The 20,322-nt window shown below is 56.1% G+C and carries 16 protein-coding genes and 2 tRNA genes; 8 read left to right on the forward strand and 10 right to left on the reverse strand.

What is annotated here, in order from left to right; genetic code table 11:
• Positions 1 to 161 precede the first annotated feature (161 nt).
• Positions 162 to 256, reverse strand: a tRNA-Sec gene (locus tag LZ634_RS08000).
• Positions 257 to 683: 427 nt separating this feature from the next.
• A tRNA-OTHER gene (locus LZ634_RS08005) sits at positions 684 to 777 on the reverse strand.
• Between the two features lie 288 nt (positions 778 to 1,065).
• On the opposite strand from LZ634_RS08005, the gene LZ634_RS08010 reads away from it, so the two are divergent.
• On the forward strand, positions 1,066 to 2,460 hold the full coding sequence (locus LZ634_RS08010; RefSeq protein WP_234503743.1) for a glycoside-pentoside-hexuronide family transporter: 1,395 nt from the start codon (positions 1,066 to 1,068) through the stop codon (positions 2,458 to 2,460).
• 11 nt (positions 2,461 to 2,471) lie between these two features.
• Positions 2,472 to 4,790: an alpha-xylosidase gene (gene yicI, locus LZ634_RS08015; protein WP_234503745.1), complete on the forward strand. Its 2,319-nt coding sequence runs from the start codon at positions 2,472 to 2,474 to the stop codon at positions 4,788 to 4,790.
• 298 nt (positions 4,791 to 5,088) lie between these two features.
• On the opposite strand, the gene LZ634_RS08020 is transcribed toward yicI, so the two are convergent.
• Together LZ634_RS08020 and LZ634_RS08025 are read right to left on the reverse strand one after the other, a co-directional pair.
• Positions 5,089 to 6,774: an AsmA family protein gene (locus LZ634_RS08020; protein ID WP_234503748.1), complete on the reverse strand. Its 1,686-nt coding sequence runs from the start codon at positions 6,772 to 6,774 to the stop codon at positions 5,089 to 5,091.
• A gap of 120 nt (positions 6,775 to 6,894) precedes the next feature.
• Complete coding sequence (locus tag LZ634_RS08025; protein ID WP_234503751.1) at positions 6,895 to 8,286, reverse strand: nucleobase:cation symporter-2 family protein; 1,392 nt, start codon at positions 8,284 to 8,286, stop codon at positions 6,895 to 6,897.
• Between the two features lie 283 nt (positions 8,287 to 8,569).
• Here LZ634_RS08025 and gltS point away from each other — a divergent pair, with 283 nt between their 5' ends.
• Complete coding sequence (gltS, locus tag LZ634_RS08030; protein WP_234503754.1) at positions 8,570 to 9,772, forward strand: sodium/glutamate symporter; 1,203 nt, start codon at positions 8,570 to 8,572, stop codon at positions 9,770 to 9,772.
• 86 nt (positions 9,773 to 9,858) lie between these two features.
• Here the strand turns inward: gltS and glpK are convergent, their stop codons facing one another.
• Entirely contained in the window at positions 9,859 to 11,367 is a 1,509-nt protein-coding gene (gene glpK / locus LZ634_RS08035) for a glycerol kinase GlpK (protein ID WP_234503757.1), read from the reverse strand.
• Positions 11,368 to 11,388: 21 nt separating this feature from the next.
• Positions 11,389 to 12,237 (reverse strand): MIP/aquaporin family protein, encoded by an 849-nt coding sequence (locus tag LZ634_RS08040; RefSeq protein ID WP_234503761.1) that lies wholly within the window; start codon positions 12,235 to 12,237, stop codon positions 11,389 to 11,391.
• A gap of 425 nt (positions 12,238 to 12,662) precedes the next feature.
• On the opposite strand from LZ634_RS08040, the gene zapB reads away from it, so the two are divergent.
• The 4 genes from zapB (at position 12,663) to LZ634_RS08060 (ending at position 16,329) form a co-directional block, all read left to right on the forward strand.
• Complete coding sequence (zapB, locus tag LZ634_RS08045; RefSeq protein ID WP_062775906.1) at positions 12,663 to 12,902, forward strand: septal ring assembly protein ZapB; 240 nt, start codon at positions 12,663 to 12,665, stop codon at positions 12,900 to 12,902.
• Between the two features lie 210 nt (positions 12,903 to 13,112).
• On the forward strand, positions 13,113 to 14,102 hold the full coding sequence (sbp, locus tag LZ634_RS08050) for a sulfate/thiosulfate ABC transporter substrate-binding protein Sbp (RefSeq protein WP_234503764.1): 990 nt from the start codon (positions 13,113 to 13,115) through the stop codon (positions 14,100 to 14,102).
• Positions 14,103 to 14,195: 93 nt separating this feature from the next.
• Positions 14,196 to 14,951 carry a CDP-diacylglycerol diphosphatase gene (locus LZ634_RS08055; protein WP_234503767.1) on the forward strand — a complete coding sequence of 252 codons (756 nt, stop codon included), beginning with the start codon at positions 14,196 to 14,198 and terminating at the stop codon, positions 14,949 to 14,951.
• Between the two features lie 73 nt (positions 14,952 to 15,024).
• Positions 15,025 to 16,329, forward strand: a complete 1,305-nt coding sequence (locus LZ634_RS08060) for an SLC13 family permease (protein WP_234503770.1) — start codon at positions 15,025 to 15,027, stop codon at positions 16,327 to 16,329.
• Positions 16,330 to 16,439: 110 nt separating this feature from the next.
• Here the strand turns inward: LZ634_RS08060 and tpiA are convergent, their stop codons facing one another.
• Both tpiA and LZ634_RS08070 read right to left on the reverse strand, forming a co-directional pair.
• Positions 16,440 to 17,207 carry a triose-phosphate isomerase gene (tpiA, locus tag LZ634_RS08065; RefSeq protein WP_234503772.1) on the reverse strand — a complete coding sequence of 256 codons (768 nt, stop codon included), beginning with the start codon at positions 17,205 to 17,207 and terminating at the stop codon, positions 16,440 to 16,442.
• A gap of 108 nt (positions 17,208 to 17,315) precedes the next feature.
• The gene (locus LZ634_RS08070) at positions 17,316 to 17,912 is read right to left on the reverse strand and encodes a DUF1454 family protein (RefSeq protein WP_234503774.1); all 597 of its coding nucleotides are present in this window, start codon (positions 17,910 to 17,912) and stop codon (positions 17,316 to 17,318) included.
• A gap of 111 nt (positions 17,913 to 18,023) precedes the next feature.
• Here LZ634_RS08070 and LZ634_RS08075 point away from each other — a divergent pair, with 111 nt between their 5' ends.
• The gene (locus tag LZ634_RS08075; RefSeq protein WP_234503777.1) at positions 18,024 to 18,455 is read left to right on the forward strand and encodes a DUF805 domain-containing protein; all 432 of its coding nucleotides are present in this window, start codon (positions 18,024 to 18,026) and stop codon (positions 18,453 to 18,455) included.
• On the opposite strand, the gene fpr is transcribed toward LZ634_RS08075, so the two are convergent.
• Both fpr and glpX read right to left on the reverse strand, forming a co-directional pair.
• Positions 18,446 to 19,192 (reverse strand): ferredoxin--NADP(+) reductase, encoded by a 747-nt coding sequence (fpr, locus tag LZ634_RS08080; RefSeq protein WP_234503779.1) that lies wholly within the window; start codon positions 19,190 to 19,192, stop codon positions 18,446 to 18,448. The two genes, LZ634_RS08075 and fpr, sit on opposite strands and share 10 nt — an antisense overlap.
• Positions 19,193 to 19,287: 95 nt before the next feature.
• Complete coding sequence (glpX, locus tag LZ634_RS08085; RefSeq protein WP_234503782.1) at positions 19,288 to 20,298, reverse strand: class II fructose-bisphosphatase; 1,011 nt, start codon at positions 20,296 to 20,298, stop codon at positions 19,288 to 19,290.
• Positions 20,299 to 20,322: the final 24 nt, after the last annotated feature.

A 20,322-nucleotide genomic window follows, 5' to 3' on the forward strand; every position in this document is an offset into this window, starting at 1 on the left:
TGGGGGTGCTGATATTTCAATAGGAAATAATACCCCCTAAAGTACCCCCAAAAGCAACTTGATACGGGGTGAAGTCGGTTGACTTCTGGATACAAAGGAATCCTGATATACAAGGGATTAGAAGGGGTGGTTGACATCGGGAGAGTTCAGAAGATGTTAATTGGCGGAAGATCACAGGAGTCGAACCTGCCCAGGACCGCTGGCGGCCCCAACTGGATTTGAAGTCCAGCCGCCTCACCGGAGACGACGATCTTCCGCGCCTCGATTGCTACATGGAGGCGGGGCGCATTATAGCTACTTTCAATCATTTACCACATCCCCCCCGGCATATTATTTCTTGCCTGAATGGCGTTATGCGGCGGGTGTACGGATAAAACCCTTCCTTTTCCAGAGGTTACCTTTTTACGCTGCTGGGTAGCGTTCTTCACTCATGCTCATTATCTCGTCATGACCCCGACGATTACCGAAAATCTCCGCTAAATCGCCCATTTTTTAACCCTACCCGTCAACCTCAGGCGTAGCTTTTTGAGTCACTGGCCGCGCTGGTGTACGGCGTAAACGAAGCGGGACAGTGGCGATGTGTTTTAACTGCAGCAGGACGGACAATGAGCTTTGGTCAGGGGAAATTCAGTGACTAAACGGCAAACGAACAAGGGAGAAGAGGGCTGGAGCGTAGCGAATTTTGGCGGAGATCGCAGGAGTCGAACCTGCCGGGAGCCATTGGCGGCTACCACTGGAATTAAGAACCAATCGTCTCACCGGAGACGACGATCTTCCGCGCCTCGACTGCTACATGGAGGCGGGGCGCATTATAGCTACTTTCAATCAGTTACCACATCTTTACTTACCGTTTTCAGCATCTTTTTTCTGCCTGACAGACGGCATTGATAGAAACCTCAATAAATTCCGTAATTTACACTTCGACATACTCTATCCGCTATCCCAGATCACAGAAATTAAGAAACGTAATTTGATAACGAGATATCGCAATTCATCTTATGGCGCGGATGGTTTACAAAACGGTAACCGGTTCCGGAGTGGTCTCGGCGCAAAGGGGTTTGCAAGATGAAGAGTGAAATATTATCCGTCAAAGAAAAAATCGGTTACGGCATGGGCGACGCTGCCAGCCATATTATTTTCGATAACGTCATGCTGTATATGATGTTCTTCTATACCGATATCTTCGGTATACCCGCAGGTTACGTTGGCACCATGTTCCTGCTGGCGCGCGCGCTGGACGCCATTTCCGACCCGTGCATGGGGCTGCTGGCCGACCGTACGCGCAGCCGCTGGGGCAAGTTCCGCCCGTGGGTGCTGTTTGGCGCGCTGCCGTTCGGCCTCGTCTGCGTGCTGGCCTACAGCACACCGGATCTCAGCTATAACGGCAAACTAATTTATGCCGCCGTCACCTACACGCTGCTGACTCTGCTCTATACCGTGGTGAATATCCCGTACTGCGCGCTTGGCGGGGTGATCACCAACGACCCAACGCAGCGCATCTCGCTGCAATCCTGGCGCTTCGTGCTGGCAACCGCCGGTGGCATGCTCTCTACCGTGCTGATGATGCCGCTGGTGAATCTGATTGGCGGTGAAAACAAAGCGCTCGGCTTCCAGGGCGGCATTGCGGTGCTGTCGGTGATCGCCTTTATGATGCTGGCCTTCTGTTTCTTCACCACCAAAGAGCGTGTTGAAGCGCCGCCAACCAACAACTCGATGCGTGAAGACCTGCGTGACATCTGGCAAAACGACCAATGGCGTATCGTCGGCCTGCTGACCATCCTCAACATCATGGCGGTCTGCGTCCGCGGCGGCGCGATGATGTATTACGTCACCTGGATTCTGGGCTCCCCGGCGCTGTTTACCGCCTTCCTCACCACCTACTGCGTCGGCAACCTGATTGGATCGGCGTTGGCCAAACCGCTGACCGACTGGAAATGCAAAGTGAGCGTCTTCTGGTGGACCAACGCCATTCTGGCGGTGCTGAGCCTGGCGATGTTCTTTGTACCGATGAACGCCAGCGTGCTGATGTTCGCCTTCATCTTCGTGATTGGCGTGCTGCACCAGCTGGTGACGCCGATTCAGTGGGTGATGATGTCCGACACCGTCGACTACGGCGAATGGTGTAACGGCAAACGCCTCACCGGCATTAGCTTTGCGGGCACGCTGTTCGTGCTGAAGCTGGGCCTGGCGCTGGGCGGCGCAATGATTGGCTGGATGCTGGCAGGCGGCGGCTACAACGCTGCGGCAACCACGCAAAACTCAGCCACCATCAGCATCATTATTGCCCTGTTCACTATTGTACCGGCTATTTGCTACCTGCTGAGCGCCGTGGTGGCGAAGCGCTTCTACACCCTGAAAACGCCGTTCCTGGTCAAGATGATGGCCGAACTGTCGCAGGGCGCGCACCGCAATCAGCAGGACTTTGAAAACGTATCCATGAAGCAATCTTTAGAGAATTAAGAGGACGAGCTATGAAAATCAGTGATGGAAACTGGCTGATCCAACCGGGCCTGAATTTAATTCAACCTGTTCAGGTGTTTGACGTTGAACAGCATGGCAATGAGATGGTGGTGTACGTGGCGCCACGTGATGTCCGCGAACGCACCTGGCAGCTGGATACGCCACTGTTTACCCTGCGCTTGTTCTCGCCACAGGAAGGGGTCATCGGGGTGCGTATCGAGCACTTCCAGGGCGCGCTGGAGACCGGCCCGAACTATCCGCTGAACGTGCTGAAGGATGTGCACGTGGAGATGCAGAATACGGCTGAATTTGCCGAGCTGAAAAGCAGCAACCTCAGCGTGCGCGTCACCAAAGGTGAGTTCTGGGCGCTGGATTTCCTGCGAGACGGCGTGCGTATCACCGGTAGCCAACTGAAAAACAACGGCTACGTGCAGGACACTAACGATAATCGCAACTACATGTTCGAACGCCTGGATCTGGGCGTTGGCGAAACGGTGTATGGCCTTGGTGAGCGCTTTACCGCGCTGGTGCGCAACGGCCAGAACGTGGAAACCTGGAACAAAGACGGTGGCACCAGCACCGAGCAATCCTACAAAAATATTCCGTTCTACCTGACCAACCGTGGCTACGGCGTGCTGGTGAATCACCCGGAAAACGTCTCCTTTGAGATTGGCTCTGAGAAGGTGTCCAAGGTGCAGTTCAGCGTGGAAGGCGAGCATCTGGAATACTTCGTCATCGACGGCCCCACCCCGAAAGAGGTGTTGAACCGCTATACCCAGTTCACCGGGCGTCCGGCACTGCCGCCGGCCTGGTCATTCGGCCTGTGGCTGACCACCTCGTTCACCACCAACTACGACGAAGCGACGGTGAACAGCTTTATCGACGGCATGGCCGAGCGCGACCTGCCGCTGCACGTGTTCCACTTCGACTGTTTCTGGATGAAAGCCTTCCAGTGGTGCGATTTCGAATGGGATCCGGTGACCTTCCCCGATCCAAAAGGGATGATTCAGCGCCTGAAAGAAAAAGGGCTGAAGGTGTGCGTATGGATAAACCCGTACATCGGCCAGAAATCCCCGATTTTCAAAGAGCTGAAAGAGAAAGGCTATTTGCTTAAACGCCCGGACGGTTCTCTGTGGCAGTGGGATAAATGGCAGCCGGGGCTGGCGATTTATGATTTCACCAACCCGGAAGCCTGCGCGTGGTACGCCGATAAACTCAAAGAGCTGGTGGCGATGGGCGTCGACTGCTTCAAAACGGACTTCGGCGAGCGTATCCCGACCGACGTGCAGTGGTTTGATGGCTCCAACCCGCAGAAAATGCACAACCATTACGCCTTTATCTACAACGAACTGGTGTGGAACGTGCTGAAAGAAACGCTCGGCGAGAAAGAAGCGGTGCTGTTCGCCCGCTCTGCCTCGGTGGGCGGCCAGCAGTTCCCGGTGCACTGGGGCGGCGACTGCTACGCCAACTACGAATCGATGGCGGAAAGCCTGCGCGGCGGCCTGTCGATTGGCCTCTCTGGCTTTGGCTTCTGGAGCCACGATATCGGGGGCTTCGAAAACACCGCGCCGGCGGATGTGTACAAGCGCTGGTGCGCGTTCGGTCTGTTCTCCAGCCATAGCCGCCTGCACGGTAGCAAATCCTATCGTGTGCCATGGGCGTACGACAGCGAGTCCTGCGACGTGGTGCGTTTCTTCACCGAAATGAAGTGCCGCATGATGCCGTACCTGTACCGCCAGGCCGCGTTAGCCAATGAACAGGGCACGCCAATGCTGCGCGCCATGATGCTGGAGTTTCCGGACGATCCGGCCTGTGATTATCTCGACCGCCAGTACATGTTGGGCGATTCCCTGGCCGTTGCACCGGTCTTCACCGAAGCGGGCGACGTGCAGTTCTACCTGCCGGAAGGCCGCTGGACGCACCTGTGGCACAACGATGAGGTGCAGGGCAGCCGCTGGCATAAACAGCAGCATGATTTTATGAGTCTGCCGGTTTATGTCCGCGATAACACCCTGCTGGCGTTGGGCAACAACAGCCAGAAGCCTGACTATGCATGGCACGAAGGCACTGAATTCCAGCTGTTCCATTTGGAAGATGGGCGTGAAGCGGTGTGCGAAGTCCCGGCGCTGGACGGCTCTGTGGCCTTTACGCTGAGCGCCAAACGCCAGGGTAATGTCATCACCGTGAAGGGCAACGGCAAAGCAACCGGCTGGACGCTGTGCTTGCGCAATATCCAGCAGGTTGCTGGTGTGCAGGGGGGATCTCAGGCGGGTAGCGAGCTGGGCGTGGTGGTGACCGCACAGGGTAACGAGCTGGTAGTGACGCTTTAAGTCCGGAGACGCCCCCTCACCCTAACCCTCTCCCCGTGGGGGAGAGGGGACCGTTTTGTGCGGGTAGCGATTGCGGTTCACCCCTGTTGCTTTGCGTGAAACTTTTTGTGCGGCTTGCGGGTGGGGTCACCCTAGTTGCTTTGAGTTGAACTGTTTGTGCGGGTGGCGGGTGAGGTTTATGGGAGGAAGCCGTTTGGTACAGGTGTTGGAATTTGTGCACTGAATGGTTTGCTCCCTCTCCCTTTGGGAGAGGGCCGGGGTGAGGGGAAGCACGCACGCCCCCCCTTAATTCAGCCCGTTACTTCGTTTCAGAAACCACGCCGCCGACCATCTGCTGCGTGACTTCCTGTTTATTCATATTCACCGCGTGCAACTGTCCATTCACCGTGGGTTTCAGCGCGGCATTGGCCTGCACGCTGCCGCTGGCGGTGAGCTGAATATTACCGTCACCGTCAATCGACAGCGGCGGCCATCCCCACTGTTGCAGGATGTTGAGCGGTACGCCGCGTCCGTTAAGGGTCACGCTGGTGTGGCGCGGCGGCTGTTGCGATACCGTAGCGGTGGCTTCAAGAATGCCTTTTTCAGTAAAGGCGCTCAGCTCCGTCACGTTGACGTTCGAGGCATCAGCATTCAGCGCAATCGATGGGCGACGCACGTCGATGCGGTTGAAGGTCGCCGCCGCGCCGTTCAACGTTGCGCTACCGCTCCAGACGCCCCACTGACCATTTTTCGCCAGCTGGAGATTGGCACCGTAGCCGTCCAGCGCGGTGACCTGCCACGGGAATTCAGGATCGATGTCGATAACCAGGTTGCGGTTAGCGCCAAACTTTTTCAGCGTCACGCTTTGCAGCCATGCTGGCAGCGGCTCCATCCACAGCGTTTTCCAGTTTTGCGGCAGCGTATATTCCAGCCCCGCGAAAACCAAATCGTCCAGTACCAGCGCATTACCGGCGCGGAACCAGTTGCCGGCGCTGCGCACCATGCCGCCTTCCCAACGGGAGGTGAACTGGCGCAGCGCAATGCCCTGCTCGGAGAACTCGGCGTTGAGGATCGGGTCGAGCAGATGCAGCGAGCCGTAGATAAACTCGCTCGCGTTCAAGGATATCTTACCGTCGGTGCTTTGCCATCCGCCGTTGCTGAGCGTCAGGTTGCGCAAATTCAGATCCAGGTCGGTTACCGCCCAGTCCGGACCTTGCAGGCTGGCATCGGTCACGTCGAGACGGCCAATTTGCAGCGACGGCACGGTAGTGAGCGGAGCGAGGAAGTCGAGCAGCGACTTGTCGCTTTGCAGACGAATATCGTTGAGGCGCAAATTATCCACTAACCAACTGCCGTCGCTATTGCGCCGCGCGTTGCCGGTGAGCGAGCCGCGCGCCATGTCGGCACCGACGGTGGTTAGGTTCACTTCACCGCCGTTGATATCGCCCTCAATCAGCGCATTGGTTGCCGGAATACCGTTCAGCGACAGCGAACCTGCGCTCATCTGGATATGCGCTTTTTGGCCGAGCACATTGCCTGCTTCCGGCGCCCACGGCATCACGCCGCCGAAAACACGCTGTGCGCTCAGCTCCCAGCCGGTTTCCGGGCTGTTTAGCGCCATATTCTTCAGCTGCAGGCGATCGGCGGCAAACGGCAGCGGTGCATTAGAAGGAGAGAGGTTCAGCGTGCCGTCCTGCAATAAAATCGTATCGACGTGCAGCGGGTCGGTTATCTGGCGGGAACTCAGGCCGATATCGACGTCTTTTGCGACCAGCGTGGCGGGCTTGCCGTCGCGGCCAAAGGTGACGTTTTTCAGCAGGATATGTGAAGGCGAAGAGAAGCGATGATCCATCGCGTCAAACGTGACCTGATAGGCGGTGTTGTCGGTTAACCAGTGGCTAATCTGACGGGCACCCCAGCGCGTTTGCAGCAGAAAATAGAAGGCTACAATCACCAACAGCAGGGCAATCAGCAGCCAGATAATGAGCTTTCCAAGAAATTTCATGATCTTCCGTCCTGAGAAGGGCACATAAACCTGTTATGCATGATTTATGCGCAATCCTCAAGGCAGGATTCGTATTATTCGATGTCAGCGGCAGTGGCGATGACCACTGCCGCATCGGGGTTACTCTTTTTCTGGCGGGAAGACGAGGTTCAGAATAATCGCCGTGATCCCACCGGCAGCAATGCCGGAAGAGAGCAGGTTTTTCAGCCAGTCCGGGGCGAACTGGAGGATTTGCGGCTGCTGGGAAACGCCGAGGCCGACGGCCAGCGACAGTGCAATAATCAGGATCGCGCGGCGGTTCAGCGGCTCGCGGGAGACGATGCGCACGCCGGATGCGGCGATGGTACCGAACATCACCAGCGTTGCGCCGCCGAGTACCGGTTCTGGAATATGCTGCACAAAACCGCTCACCGCCGGGAACAGGCCCAGTACGATAAGCATCAGCGCCACCACAAAACCAACGTAGCGGCTGGCAACGCCGGTCAACTGGATAACGCCGTTGTTCTGTCCGAAACAGGAGTTCGGGAAGGTATTGAATACCGCCGAAACGCAGGAATTCAGGCCGTTAGCCAGCACGCCGCCTTTCAGGCGCTTCATGTACAGCGGGCCAGACACCGGCTGCTCGGAGACGTCAGAGGTTGCGGTGATATCGCCGATGGTTTCCAACGAGGTGATCATAAACACCAGCATCAGCGGCAGCAGGAGATTCCAGTCGATGCCTAAACCGTAGTACAGAGGCGTTGGAACCATAATCAGGTTGCCGTTGGTCGGCGCGGTGTTTTCCGGCAGCATGCCGAGAGCCCAGGCCGTCAGGTAGCCTGCCGCCATGGCAATCACCAGCGAAGCGATACGCAGATAAGGGTTACGCTGACGGTTAAGCAGGATAATGATGGCCAGCACAATGCCCGCCAGCAGCAGGTTTTTAGGGGCGCCAAAGGTGTTGTTTGCTATCGCCGCGTAGCCGCCGCCGATAGACGTCAGGCCGACCTGAATCAGCGACAGGCCGATAATCATCACGACCACGCCTGAGACCAGCGGGGTGATCACGCGGCGCGCCAGGTGCAGAACACGGGATAACACCATTTCGGTGCAGCTTGCCAGCATCAACGTACCGAACAGCGCGGCCATCATCGTTGGCACGTCAGCGCCGCCGGTTTTCAGCGCGGTACCGCCCATGATCAGCGGGGCGACAAAGTTGAAGCTGGTACCCTGGATAGACAGCAGACCGGAGCCTACTGGGCCCCAGGCTTTAATTTGAATGATGGATGCCACGCCGGAGGCGAACAGCGACATGCTGATAATGTGTTGGGTATCTTCGGCTGGCAGACCCAGCGCCTGACAAATCAGCAGCGCGGGGGTGATCACCGCGACAAACATCGCCAGCAGGTGCTGGAGTGCGGCGAAAAGCGTTTGTGGAAGCGGCGGACGGTCTTCCAGACGGTAAATTAGTTCGCTGTTCTGCTTCTGCGCAACCGGTTGCGCATCGGCTTGATCGAGGGTGTTAGAGGACATCTCTTCTGGCAATCCCGTGGTGGAAAAGTGGCGATTTTAGCGGACTGGCCGGTAAAAGCAATCGGTTGCTTTCATTGAGGGAAAATTATTGCGGAAAATACCCTTATAACCTGCATGTATTTAACGGGAAGAGTTAACAAAATTAATGAGGAAAAAACCTTTTTCTATCATTTTCCTACCGTTCTTGCTTACACTTTCGGCCGAAGCCTCATGATGAGGCCATCACGACATCGGAAATTTGTCGCGTGTGAATGGATCATGCGTTTAGTAAGGAGCTGCATTTATGTTTCATCTCGATACCCTATCGACGCTCGTTGCCGCAACGCTGGTGTTGCTGCTCGGACGAAAGCTGGTCCAGAGCGTTCCCTTCCTGAAGAAATACACTATCCCTGAACCCGTCGCGGGTGGCTTGCTGGTAGCGCTGGCGTTATTGGTGCTGAAGAAAAGCATGGGCTGGGAAATTGATTTTGATATGGGGCTGAAAGACCCGCTGATGCTGGCGTTCTTTGCCACTATCGGTCTTAACGCCAATATTGCAAGCCTGCGCGCAGGCGGGAAAGTGGTCGGCACCTTCCTGATTGTCGTCGTAGGGTTGTTATTGCTGCAAAACACGCTCGGCATTGGCATGGCGAAAATCCTCGGGCTGGATCCGCTAATGGGTCTGCTGGCTGGCTCCATTACGCTGTCGGGCGGGCACGGTACTGGTGCCGCGTGGAGTAAGCTGTTCATCGAGCGCTACGGCTTTAGCAATGCCACTGAAGTGGCGATGGCCTGCGCCACGTTTGGTCTGGTTCTTGGCGGGTTGATTGGCGGTCCTGTTGCGCGTTACCTGGTAAAACATTCATCGTCCCCGAACGGTACCCCGGATGACCAGGAAGTCCCTACGGCGTTTGAAAAACCGGACGTTGGCCGCGTCATCACCTCGCTGGTGCTGATTGAAACCATTGCACTGATTGCGATTTGCTTGACCTTAGGGCGGGTGATTGCGCAACTGCTGGCGGGCAGCGCGCTGGAGCTACCGACGTTTGTCTGCGTGCTGTTTGTTGGGGTCATTCTGAGTAACGGTCTGGCGCTGGTCGGCTTTTATCGTGTCTTTGAACGTGCGGTATCGGTGTTGGGTAACGTGAGCCTGTCGCTGTTTCTGGCGATGGCGCTGATGAGCCTGAAGCTGTGGGAGCTGGCGGATTTAGCGTTGCCAATGCTGGTTATCCTGGCGGTACAGACGCTGGCAATGGCGCTATATGCTATTTTCGTCACCTATCGATTGATGGGCAAAAACTACGATGCGGCTGTGCTGGCGGCGGGTCACTGCGGTTTTGGCCTTGGCGCAACGCCGACGGCGATTGCCAACATGCAGGCGATTACCGAGCGTTTCGGCCCATCGCATACCGCTTTCCTGGTGGTGCCGATGGTGGGGGCGTTCTTTATTGATATCGTCAACGCGCTGGTGATTAAGCTGTTCCTGATGCTGCCGATGTTTGGCTGATAAAAAAGCCGGAGCGGTGCTCCGGCTTTATTTTACCGTTGGCGGGGGCGCTTCGCTTACCCGCCCTACAAAGATGGTGTGTCGGTTTACTCTTCGTGATCTTCCCACGCTAATGCGCGTTTCACCGCTTTCTTCCAGCCGCTGTAGCGGAAGTTACGCTCGGTGGTTTCAATCCCCGGACGGAATTCGCGCTCAATCACCGCTTTTTCCTGCAGTTCGTCGAGGTTCTGCCAGAAACCAACCGCCAGACCGGCAAGGTAGGCCGCGCCGAGTGCTGTGACTTCACGCACTTCCGGACGTTCTACGCGGGTGCCGAGGATATCGGACTGGAACTGCATCAGGAAGTTGTTGGCTACCGCGCCACCGTCCACGCGCAGGGCGTGCAGACGAATACCGGAGTCAGCCTGCATCGCTTCAAGTACGTCGCGCGTCTGATAGGCGATGGATTCCAGCGTTGCACGGATGATGTGGTTAGAGTTCACGCCGCGGGTCAGACCGAAAATCGCACCACGCGCATACGGGTCCCAGTAAGGTGCGCCGAGGCCGGTAAAGGCAGGCACCACGTACACGCCATTGGTGTCTTTCACCTTAGTGGCGAAGTATTCGGAGTCGAACGCGTCGCTAATCAGCTTCATCTCATCGCGCAGCCACTGAATGGAGGCGCCTGCCATAAACACCGCACCTTCCAGCGCATAGTTCACTTCACCGCGTGGGCCGCAGGCGATAGTGGTCAGCAGGCCGTGACTGGAAGCCACCGCTTTCTCACCGGTGTTCATCAGCATAAAGCAGCCGGTGCCGTAGGTGTTTTTCGCCATCCCTTCTTTGACGCACAGTTGGCCGAACAGCGCCGCCTGCTGGTCACCGGCGATGCCGGAGATAGGAATACGGGTGCCGCCTTTACCGCCAATGTTGGTCTGACCGTACACTTCTGATGACTTGCGCACTTCTGGCAGCATAGCGCGTGGGATGTCCAGCACCTCCAACATCTTGTCATCCCATTCGAGGGTATTGATGTTGAACAGCATGGTACGCGAGGCGTTGGTGTAGTCGGTAACGTGCACGCGGCCCTGAGTCATTTTCCAGACCAGCCAGGTATCGACGGTGCCGAACAGCAGCTCGCCACGGCGTGCGCGCTCACGGGAGCCTTCGACGTGGTCGAGGATCCACTTCACTTTGGTGCCGGAGAAGTACGGGTCAACCACCAGGCCAGTGGCGCTGCGTACGTACTCTTCCATGCCGTCACGCTTGAGTTGCTCGCAGATGTCCGCCGTACGACGGCACTGCCAGACAATGGCGTTGTAGATCGGTTTACCGCTTTCACGCTCCCACACCACGGTGGTTTCGCGTTGGTTGGTGATGCCGATAGCGGCAATCTCGTCGGAGCTAATGTCCGCTTTTGCCAGCACTTCAACCAGGGTAGAGCTTTGGGTCGCCCAGATCTCCATTGGGTCATGCTCAACCCAGCCTGGCTTAGGGTAAATTTGTTCGAATTCGCGCTGTGACACGCTGACGATGTTGGCGTCATGATCCATAACGACGGCGCGTGAGCTGGTGGTGCCCTGGTCGAGCGCAACGATATATTTTTTGTCAGTCATAATGAACGTTCCGTAGTCAGATTACAGCGAAGCATTGTGTTGATTTTGGTTGGCGGCCGCTTTCGGCTCTTCAACCTCGCAGGTGTCGCACGGCAGGTGGCGGCCAATCAGTTTACGATAGCTGAATGCACCCAGTGCGGCACCGACGATTGGCGCACACAGCGGCACCAGGAAATAAGGAATATCTTTGCCGCCGGTGAAGGCAACGTCGCCCCAGCCTGCCAGCCAGGCGAAGGCTTTTGGCCCGATATCACGCGCTGGGTTCATTGCAAATCCGGTCAGTGGTCCCATGGAGGCGCCGATAACCGCAATTAGCAGGCCAATCAGCAGCGGTGCCAGTGGCCCGCGTGGAATACCGTTGCCGTCGTCGGTCAGCGCCAGAATCACGCCCATCAGGATAGCGGTAATCACCATTTCTACCGCGAAGGTCTGCACAAAATTGATATGCGGATTCGGATAGGTAGAGAAAATGCCAGCCAGTTCAAGACTTTCGACGCTGCCGCGCACCATATTGTGCGTGTGTTCGAAGTCGAAGAAAAGGTTGTAGTAAAGTCCGTACACCAGCGCGGCGGCACAGAATGCGCCGGCAAACTGGGCGGCAATGAACGGGACAACTTTACGTCCGTCGAAACAGGCAAACAGCCAAAGGGCGATGGTGACGGCGGGATTAAGATGTGCACCAGATACGCCTGCGGTCAGGTAGATGGCCATTGCCACACCCAAACCCCAAATGATGCTGATTTCCCACTGCCCAAAACTTGCGCCCGCTACTTTAAGCGCCGCAACGCACCCCACGCCGAAAAAAATCAACAACCCGGTACCAAGAAACTCTGCGATGCACTGGCCTTTTAAGGTCGATGTCTGGCTCATAATCGGAATCCTGAAGACAATTTGATGATTATTGTATGCATGAGCATTCATGACGCTCACGTTGCCATGTAGGCATAGTGTTAATTTATCGTTAACGAGCGTAAACGAGAAATATCGAAATCAAAATGTGTGTACCTCGTCAAGAAATGAGCGTTTTCGCGCCAAATAATGTCCGTTTCCAGAGCAAAAAGTGTGAAGGCGGAAACATTCGATTCGCTAATTCGTTAACAATCGAACGGGAATGTGCGCAAACAGGCCAGGACCAGGCCGAAAATTGCGGACAACCGCAATCTACAGGCTCTGGCGCTGGACAGGGGCGACGGGGCTTCATACAATCGACTTCAAGCCGTGCGCTTATTTGGGTTAAGGCGTCGCCGGGGTTCCGGGACGATATCAACGCCTTGCAAGATTCAGGAGATAGGACGATGTCATTAGAAGTGTTTGAGAAACTGGAAGCAAAAGTTCAGCAGGCGATTGATACCATCACGCTGTTGCAGATGGAAATCGAAGAGCTGAAAGAAAAGAACAATACGCTGGAGCAGGACGTTCAGGCTGCACAGCATAACCGTGAAGAGCTGGAGCGTGAAAATGGCCAGCTGAAAGAACAGCAGAACGGCTGGCAGGATCGTCTGCAGGCGCTGCTGGGCCGCATGGAAGAAGTTTGATTCCAACTCTCCCTGGGCCGTTTTCTACGGTCTGGGGAAGCTTTACCCTCCTGATTTTCTCCCCTGAGTGAATTCGAGCAAACGCGCATCATCGCGCTTTCGTCTCTTATATTTCAAAACTGCATAATCAATCTTTTTTTATTCTTTAATCATCGGTTCGATTTCTGGCAGGCTAGCCTCATTACAACACAACAGATAAGAGAGCGGGCGATGAACAAGTGGGGCGTAGGGTTAACTCTTTTGCTGGCTTCCACCAGCGTACTGGCTAAGGATATTCAGTTACTTAACGTGTCTTACGATCCAACGCGTGAGCTGTACGATCAGTACAACAAGGCTTTCAGCGCGCACTGGAAGAAAGAGACCGGCGATAACGTGGTTATCCGCCAATCGCACGGTGGCTCTGGTAAACAAGCCACTTCCGTCATCAACGGCATTGACGCTGATGTGGTGACCCTGGCGCTGGCCTACGATGTTGACGCGATTGCCGAGCGCGGCCGTATCGACAAAAACTGGATTAAACGTCTGCCGGATAACTCCGCACCGTACACCTCCACCATAGTGTTCCTGGTACGTAAAGGCAACCCGAAACAGATTCATGACTGGAACGACCTGATTAAACCGGGCGTTTCCGTTATCACCCCGAACCCGAAAAGCTCCGGCGGCGCACGCTGGAACTATCTGGCGGCCTGGGGTTACGCGCTGCACCACAACAACAACGATCAGGCCAAAGCTCAGGACTTCGTGAAGGCGCTGTATAAGAACGTGGAAGTACTGGACTCCGGCGCGCGCGGCTCAACCAATACCTTTGTTGAACGTGGTATCGGCGACGTGCTGATTGCGTGGGAAAACGAAGCGCTGCTGGCGACGAACCAACTGGGCAAAGACAAGTTTGAAATCGTCACGCCGAGCGAATCTATCCTTGCTGAGCCGACCGTCTCAGTTGTTGATAAAGTCGCCGAGAAGAAAGGGACTACCGCGGTGGCTGAAGCCTATCTGAAGTACCTCTACTCGCCGGAAGGCCAGGAAATCGCGGCGAAGAACTACTACCGCCCGCGTGACTCGCAGGTTGCGAAGAAGTACGAAAACGCGTTCCCGAAACTGAAACTCTTTACGATTGATGAAGAGTTCGGCGGCTGGACCAAAGCGCAGAAAGATCACTTCTCTAACGGCGGCACTTTCGACCAGATCAGTAAACGTTAATTTTCCCCAAACGCCCGGCAAACCCGCCGGGCGTTTTCTTTTGGTCATCAAAGTACGTTACTCTTCCCCCTCGGTTTGATATGGGGAGACATAATGACAAGGTTAAAATACCTGCTGGCGGCGCTACTGGTTGTGCTGATTGTTATAGCCGCTGGTGGCTGGTACTGGCTGAACTCAGGCAACCCGGACGCGTTGCGCCAGATTGTGCTGCAGCAGTGCGTACCAAATCAGGAACAGCACCGGACGCCTAAACCGTGCGTCGACGTCAACCCAAAGGGCGGCTACGTGCTGTTTAAAGATCGCAACGGCCCGCTGCAATATCTGCTGATGCCGACCTACCGTATTAATGGGACCGAAAGCCCGCTGCTGCTCGACCCGCTGACGCCGAACTTCTTTTGGCAGGCGTGGCAAAGGCGCGCCATCATGAGCGATAAACGGGGATCGGAAGTCCCGGACAATGCGGTCTCACTGACCATCAACTCCCGTACCGGGCGTACGCAAAACCATTTCCATATCCATATCTCCTGCCTGCGCAAAGATGTCCGTGAGCAGCTTGATGCCGATCAGGCGGCCATCAGCAGTCGCTGGCTGCCGCTGCCGGGAGGCCTGCTGGGGCATGAGTATCTGGCGCGCCGGGTGACCGAAAACGAGCTGGCGAAACGCAGCCCGTTCCTGATGCTGGCGGAAGAAGTACCGGAGGCACGCGGCCATATGGGGCGCTTTGCTCTGGCGTTGGCGCAACAAAGCGACGGCTCTTTGGTGCTGCTCGCAACGGAGCGCAATCTGCTGACTCTGAACCGCGCCTCTGCGGAGGAAATTCAGGATCATCAGTGCGAAATCCTGCAATAACCCCACCTAATCTGGCGTTTACCTGTCACTCTTGTCGTCGTATTCTTGCTGAAAAAAACGACAGGAGACAGGTATGTCGCTCTGGTTTTCTCACCCTCTGTTCCTCCCCTCTATTATTGTTGGCGTAACCATCGTGCTGTGGGCAACTTCGCTGTTGCCGGAGTTCATCACCGCGCTGCTGTTCTTCGCCGCCGCGATGACGGCCAAAATTGCCCCGCCGGATGTGATTTTCGGCGGCTTTGCCTCGTCAGCTTTCTGGCTGGTATTCAGTGGGTTTGTGCTTGGCATTGCCATTCGTAAGACCGGGCTTGCCGACCGTGCGGCCCGAGCGCTCTCGTCGCGGCTCACCGACTCCTGGCTGCTGATGGTCGGTAGCGTGGTGCTGCTGAGCTATGCGCTGGCGTTCGTCATGCCCTCGAATATGGGACGTATTGCGCTGCTTATGCCCATCGTGGCGGCGATGGCGAAACGCGCCGGTATTGAGGATGGCACCCGCGCGTGGTACGGCCTGGCGCTGGCGGTGGGGTTTGGAACCTTCCAGCTTTCCGCGACCATTTTGCCCGCCAACGTGCCAAACCTGGTGATGAGCGGCGCGGCGGAAGGGGCTTATGGTATTCACCTGAACTATGTCCCATATCTGCTGCTGCATACGCCGGTGCTGGGGTGGCTCAAAGGCGCTGCGCTGATAGGCCTGATTTGCTGGCTGTTCCCGGGGAAACCGCATCCGCCGCGCGAACTGGAGCCGCTGCCGCCAATGAGCGGCGATGAAAAGCGTCTGGCATGGCTATTGGCAGTGGTGCTGAGTCTGTGGGTGAGCGAGAGCCTGCACGGCATTGGGCCTGCCTGGACTGGGCTGGTGGCCGCTGTGGTGACATTGCTGCCGCGCATCGGGTTTATCAATGGAGAAGAGTTTGCCAGCGGGGTGAATATCCGCACCTGTATCTACGTTGCCGGTATTCTGGGGCTGGCTATCACCGTGACCCAGACCGGTATTGGCGCGGTGGTGGGTAATGCGCTATTGCATTTTATGCCGCTTCGTGAAGATGCGCCGTTTACCAGTTTCCTTGCGCTGACTGGCATCACCAGTGCGCTGAACTTTATTATGACCGCCAACGGCGTTCCGGCACTGTATACCACCTTTGCGCAGAGCTTCTCGGACGCCACCGGTTTCCCGCTGCTGAGCGTGATTATGATTCAGGTGCTGGGATATTCCACGCCATTGCTGCCATATCAGGCGTCGCCAATCGTGGTGGCGATGGCGCTGGGAAAAGTGCCTGCGCGGGCGGGGATGCTGTTGTGTCTGGCGCTTGCGGCGGTGAGCTATCTGCTGCTGTTACCGCTGGACTACGCGTGGTATCAGGTGCTGGGGAAACTGTGAGAACTTATCGGATAGCGCGGTGCCTATCCGGCCTACAAAAAGAATAAACCGGCCTGAGGGCCGGTTTATTTAGACGTCACAAACCCGGCGCGATGGCCGGGTTTATCGCATTATGCGTTTTTTGCTGCTTCTGCTGCTTTAACGATTACCGCGAAAGCGTCAGCTTTCAGGGATGCACCACCAACCAGCGCGCCGTCGATGTCCGGCTGGGTGAACAGTTCAGCGGCGTTGGATGCGTTAACGGAACCGCCGTACTGGATGATGACCTGCTGAGCGATTTTCGCGTCAGCTTTAGCAATGTGGTCACGGATGAATTTGTGAACCGCCTGAGCCTGAGCTGGGGTTGCAGATTTGCCGGTACCGATAGCCCATACTGGTTCGTAAGCGATAACTACGCCTTCGAACGCCGCTGCGCCCTGAGTTTTCAGCACGGCGTCGATCTGACGTGCGCAAACTTCTTCAGTTTTGCCCGCTTCGTTTTCTGCTTCGGTTTCACCGATGCACAGAACTGGGATCAGACCCTGTTCTTTCAGCACAGCAAATTTCTTGGCGATCAGCTCGTCAGATTCTTTGTGATAAGTACGACGCTCGGAGTGGCCGATGATGATGTAGGTTGCGCCAACATCTTTGAGCATTTCAGCGGAGGTTTCGCCGGTGAATGCGCCAGACAGGTTCAGGTCAACGTTCTGCGCGCCCAGGTGAATGTGGCTGCCAGCAGCCGCGTGTTTAGCCAGATCGATGTACATTTCTGGCGGAGCGATAGCTACGCCACAGCCAGAAACACCAGCCAGCTCGGTACGCAGGTTAGCAACCAGCTCGTTTACCATGTGGCGGCTGCCGTTCAGTTTCCAGTTACCCATCACTAAAGGATGTCGCATTTCGATTCTCCACGCTTGTCAGCGAATTAAGGAATATGGCCGCCCGTCAGGGCAGCATGGTCTGTGAAACAGTATAGAGATTGAAAGGCATGAAGGCTTTGCTTTTTATCATTTATTCTGCCCCTCAAGATTTTGAGATAACGCCAGCTTAATCGGTTCAACGGCGAAGGTCAGCCCCTTTTCGCCATTATCTGCGACAACATAGCGAACCGCGCCTTCGGTGCTGGCGAAGTAGTGCTTACCTTTGCCCTGGGTCAGCAGTTTTTGCAGCTTTTGCAGACTCTGCGGTTTCGTCAGCGTCGGCAGCACCGCGCGCATTAAGGCACTCATATATTCCTGCGCTTTAAGCTTCGCCGCTTTTTGCTCCGGCCCTTGAATCGGCAGCCAGGTTATCTGTATCGATTTGATTTTCAACGTACCGCGTTCAAGCGCGGCGGAGGCGTATAAATTTTCATTAATTTTGCTGGCGGCGCGGGTAATCGTCAGCTGGTCGCGGCTTGAAGTTATCGAGCGGAACTCGCCAAGCGACAGGGTAGGGTTGTCGGTATTGAATTTTTCCCGAAACTGGCTGATAGAGAGATCAAATGCCGGGGCACCCGTCAGCAGATACGGGGCAACGACCGTGGACGTTTCCGCCGACAGCACAGCCTGACCGGTACAGAGCGTGACGAGCCCAACCAGACATAGCGTTATCCATTTTTTCATGCCAATCGTTCTCCTCTTTGCAGATGACGATTAAAACGGGAACCGACGCGCTTGTCAAAATGTGCCCGCTTCAGGGTAAACTACGCGCACGAAGAGAAAAGGAAACGGTGCATGACTTTACAGCAGTGGTTGTTTTCTATTAAAGGGCGCATTGGACGTCGTGATTTTTGGATCTGGATTGTCATCTGGGCAGTCACGATGGTGGCGCTGTTTAGCCTCGCGGGCGGCGGTCTTATTGACCTGCAGACGGCGGCATTTATGCTGGTGTGTCTGTTGTGGCCAACGGCGGCGGTGACGATTAAACGGCTGCACGATCGCGGAAAGTCTGGCCTCTGGGCACTGCTAATGGTGCTGGCGTGGATGTTACTGGCTGGAAACTGGGCGATGTTGCCGAGCGTCTGGCAGTGGGGCGTTGGGCGTTTTATCCCAACGCTGATTATCGTGATGATGCTAACCGATCTGGGCGCATTTGTTGGCACCCAGGGCGAAAACAAATACGGCAAAGAGACGTTGCCGGTGAAGTACCGCGCCGATCACCAGTAGTGTTCGGCGGTCATATGGCCCGGCCGACGACGCAAATGTTTGGTCATCTGTCGGGTCTCTTTCAGCAGCTGCTGGGTATCGCGCACCATCTGCGGGTTGCCGCACAGCATCACATGGCTGGTTTCAGCGCTCATCGGTAGGCCAACCGCCGCTTCCAGCGCACCGCTTTCAATCAGTGCGGGAACTCGCCCGGTTAACATCCCCGGCGCGTTTTCACGGCTGACAACGGTTTGAATCCGCAGTTTACCGGCGTAGCGTTCCTCAAGGGCGCGCATCTGCGGCAGATAGCTCAGGTCAGCGGCATAGCGCGCGGCGTGGACCAGCACCAGGTTTTTGAAGCGTTCGAGGTCTTTGCCTTCTTCCAGAATCGACAGATATGGGCCTATCGCGGTGCCTGTTGCCAGCATCCACAGAGTGTCGCAGTCGGGAACCTCTTCCAGCACAAAAAAGCCTGCCGCTTCGCTGACGATCAACACATCATCGCCCGGCTTTAGCGCGGCCAGTCGTGGGCTGAGTTTGCCTTCCGGAACGGTGACCAGGTAGAACTCGAGATCGGGATTGCTGGGGGCATTAACATAGGAGTAGGCGCGCTGTACGCGTTCGCCGTCGACGTCTAACGCCAGCTTGGCAAATTGCCCGGCGGTAAACGGTTGAACCGGCGCGTGAACGGTGAGGCTAAACAGTGCGTCGGTCCAGTTGTGCACCTTGACTACTTTGCCTGTAATCCAGTCTGCCATGGCTTTTCTCCTCTCAATCTCATTGTCTTATCTTCACAGCGACGAGAGAAGATTTCCAGCCCGAAAGGGCTGGAAAGCTCTATTGATCAAATGATTTACAGAATGTGGCGTTGGATTTCAGTGTCTTTGCGATCCAGGTAGTGAATCGACTGAATGCGGCGGATGGTGCGTGATTTACCGCGAATCAGCAGTGTCTCGGTGGTCGCAATATTGCCCTTGCGAGTGATGCCGTCCAACAGGTCGCCTTTGGTGATACCGGTGGCGGAGAAGATAACGTTATCGCTGCGCGCCATATCGTCCAGCGTCAGGACTACGCCGGCTTCAATGCCCATCTCTTTGCAACGAGCCAGCTCGTTTTCCCCGATACGACGGTTCTCTTCGCTGTCGCCTTTAACGTGGTGACGCGCCAGCAGACGACCGTGCATATCACCATCAAGCGCGCGAATGACGGCGGCTGAAACCACGCCCTCTGGCGCGCCACCGATACCGTACATCACGTCGACTTCGCTGTCCGGCATGCAGGTCAGAATGGAGGCCGCTACGTCGCCGTCAGGGATGGCGAATACGCGCATGCCCAGTTTTTGCAGCTCAACAATCACGTCGTCGTGGCGCGGCTTGGCCAGAATAGTGACCGTCAGTTCGCTCAGCGGCTTGTCCAGCGCACGAGCGATATTGCGTAGGTTCTCTTCCAGCGGTTTGTTCAGGTCGATAGTGCCTTTCGCGCCTGGGCCGACAATCAGCTTTTCCATGTACATGTCAGGTGCGTTCAGGAAGCAGCCTTTGTCGCCGACGGCGAGAACGGCCAGGGCATTGGCCTGGCCCATGGCGATCATACGGGTGCCTTCGATAGGATCGACCGCGATATCCACCGCGTCGCCGTTGCCGGTACCGACAGATTCACCGATATAAAGCATTGGTGCTTCGTCGATTTCACCTTCGCCAATGACGATAGTACCGTCAATATTGACCTTATTGAGCATAATGCGCATGGCGTTGACCGCTGCGCCGTCGGCGGTGTTTTTATCGCCGCGACCCAGCCATTTGTAGCCTGCCAGCGCCGCCGCTTCGGTGACGCGCGAAAATTCGATAGCCAGTTCTCGTCTCATTACAAACTCGTCCAGGAAGTAAAA

The organism is Kluyvera intermedia (assembly GCF_021440345.1).
In the GTDB taxonomy this organism is placed as follows: Bacteria; Pseudomonadota; Gammaproteobacteria; order Enterobacterales; family Enterobacteriaceae; genus Kluyvera; species Kluyvera intermedia_A.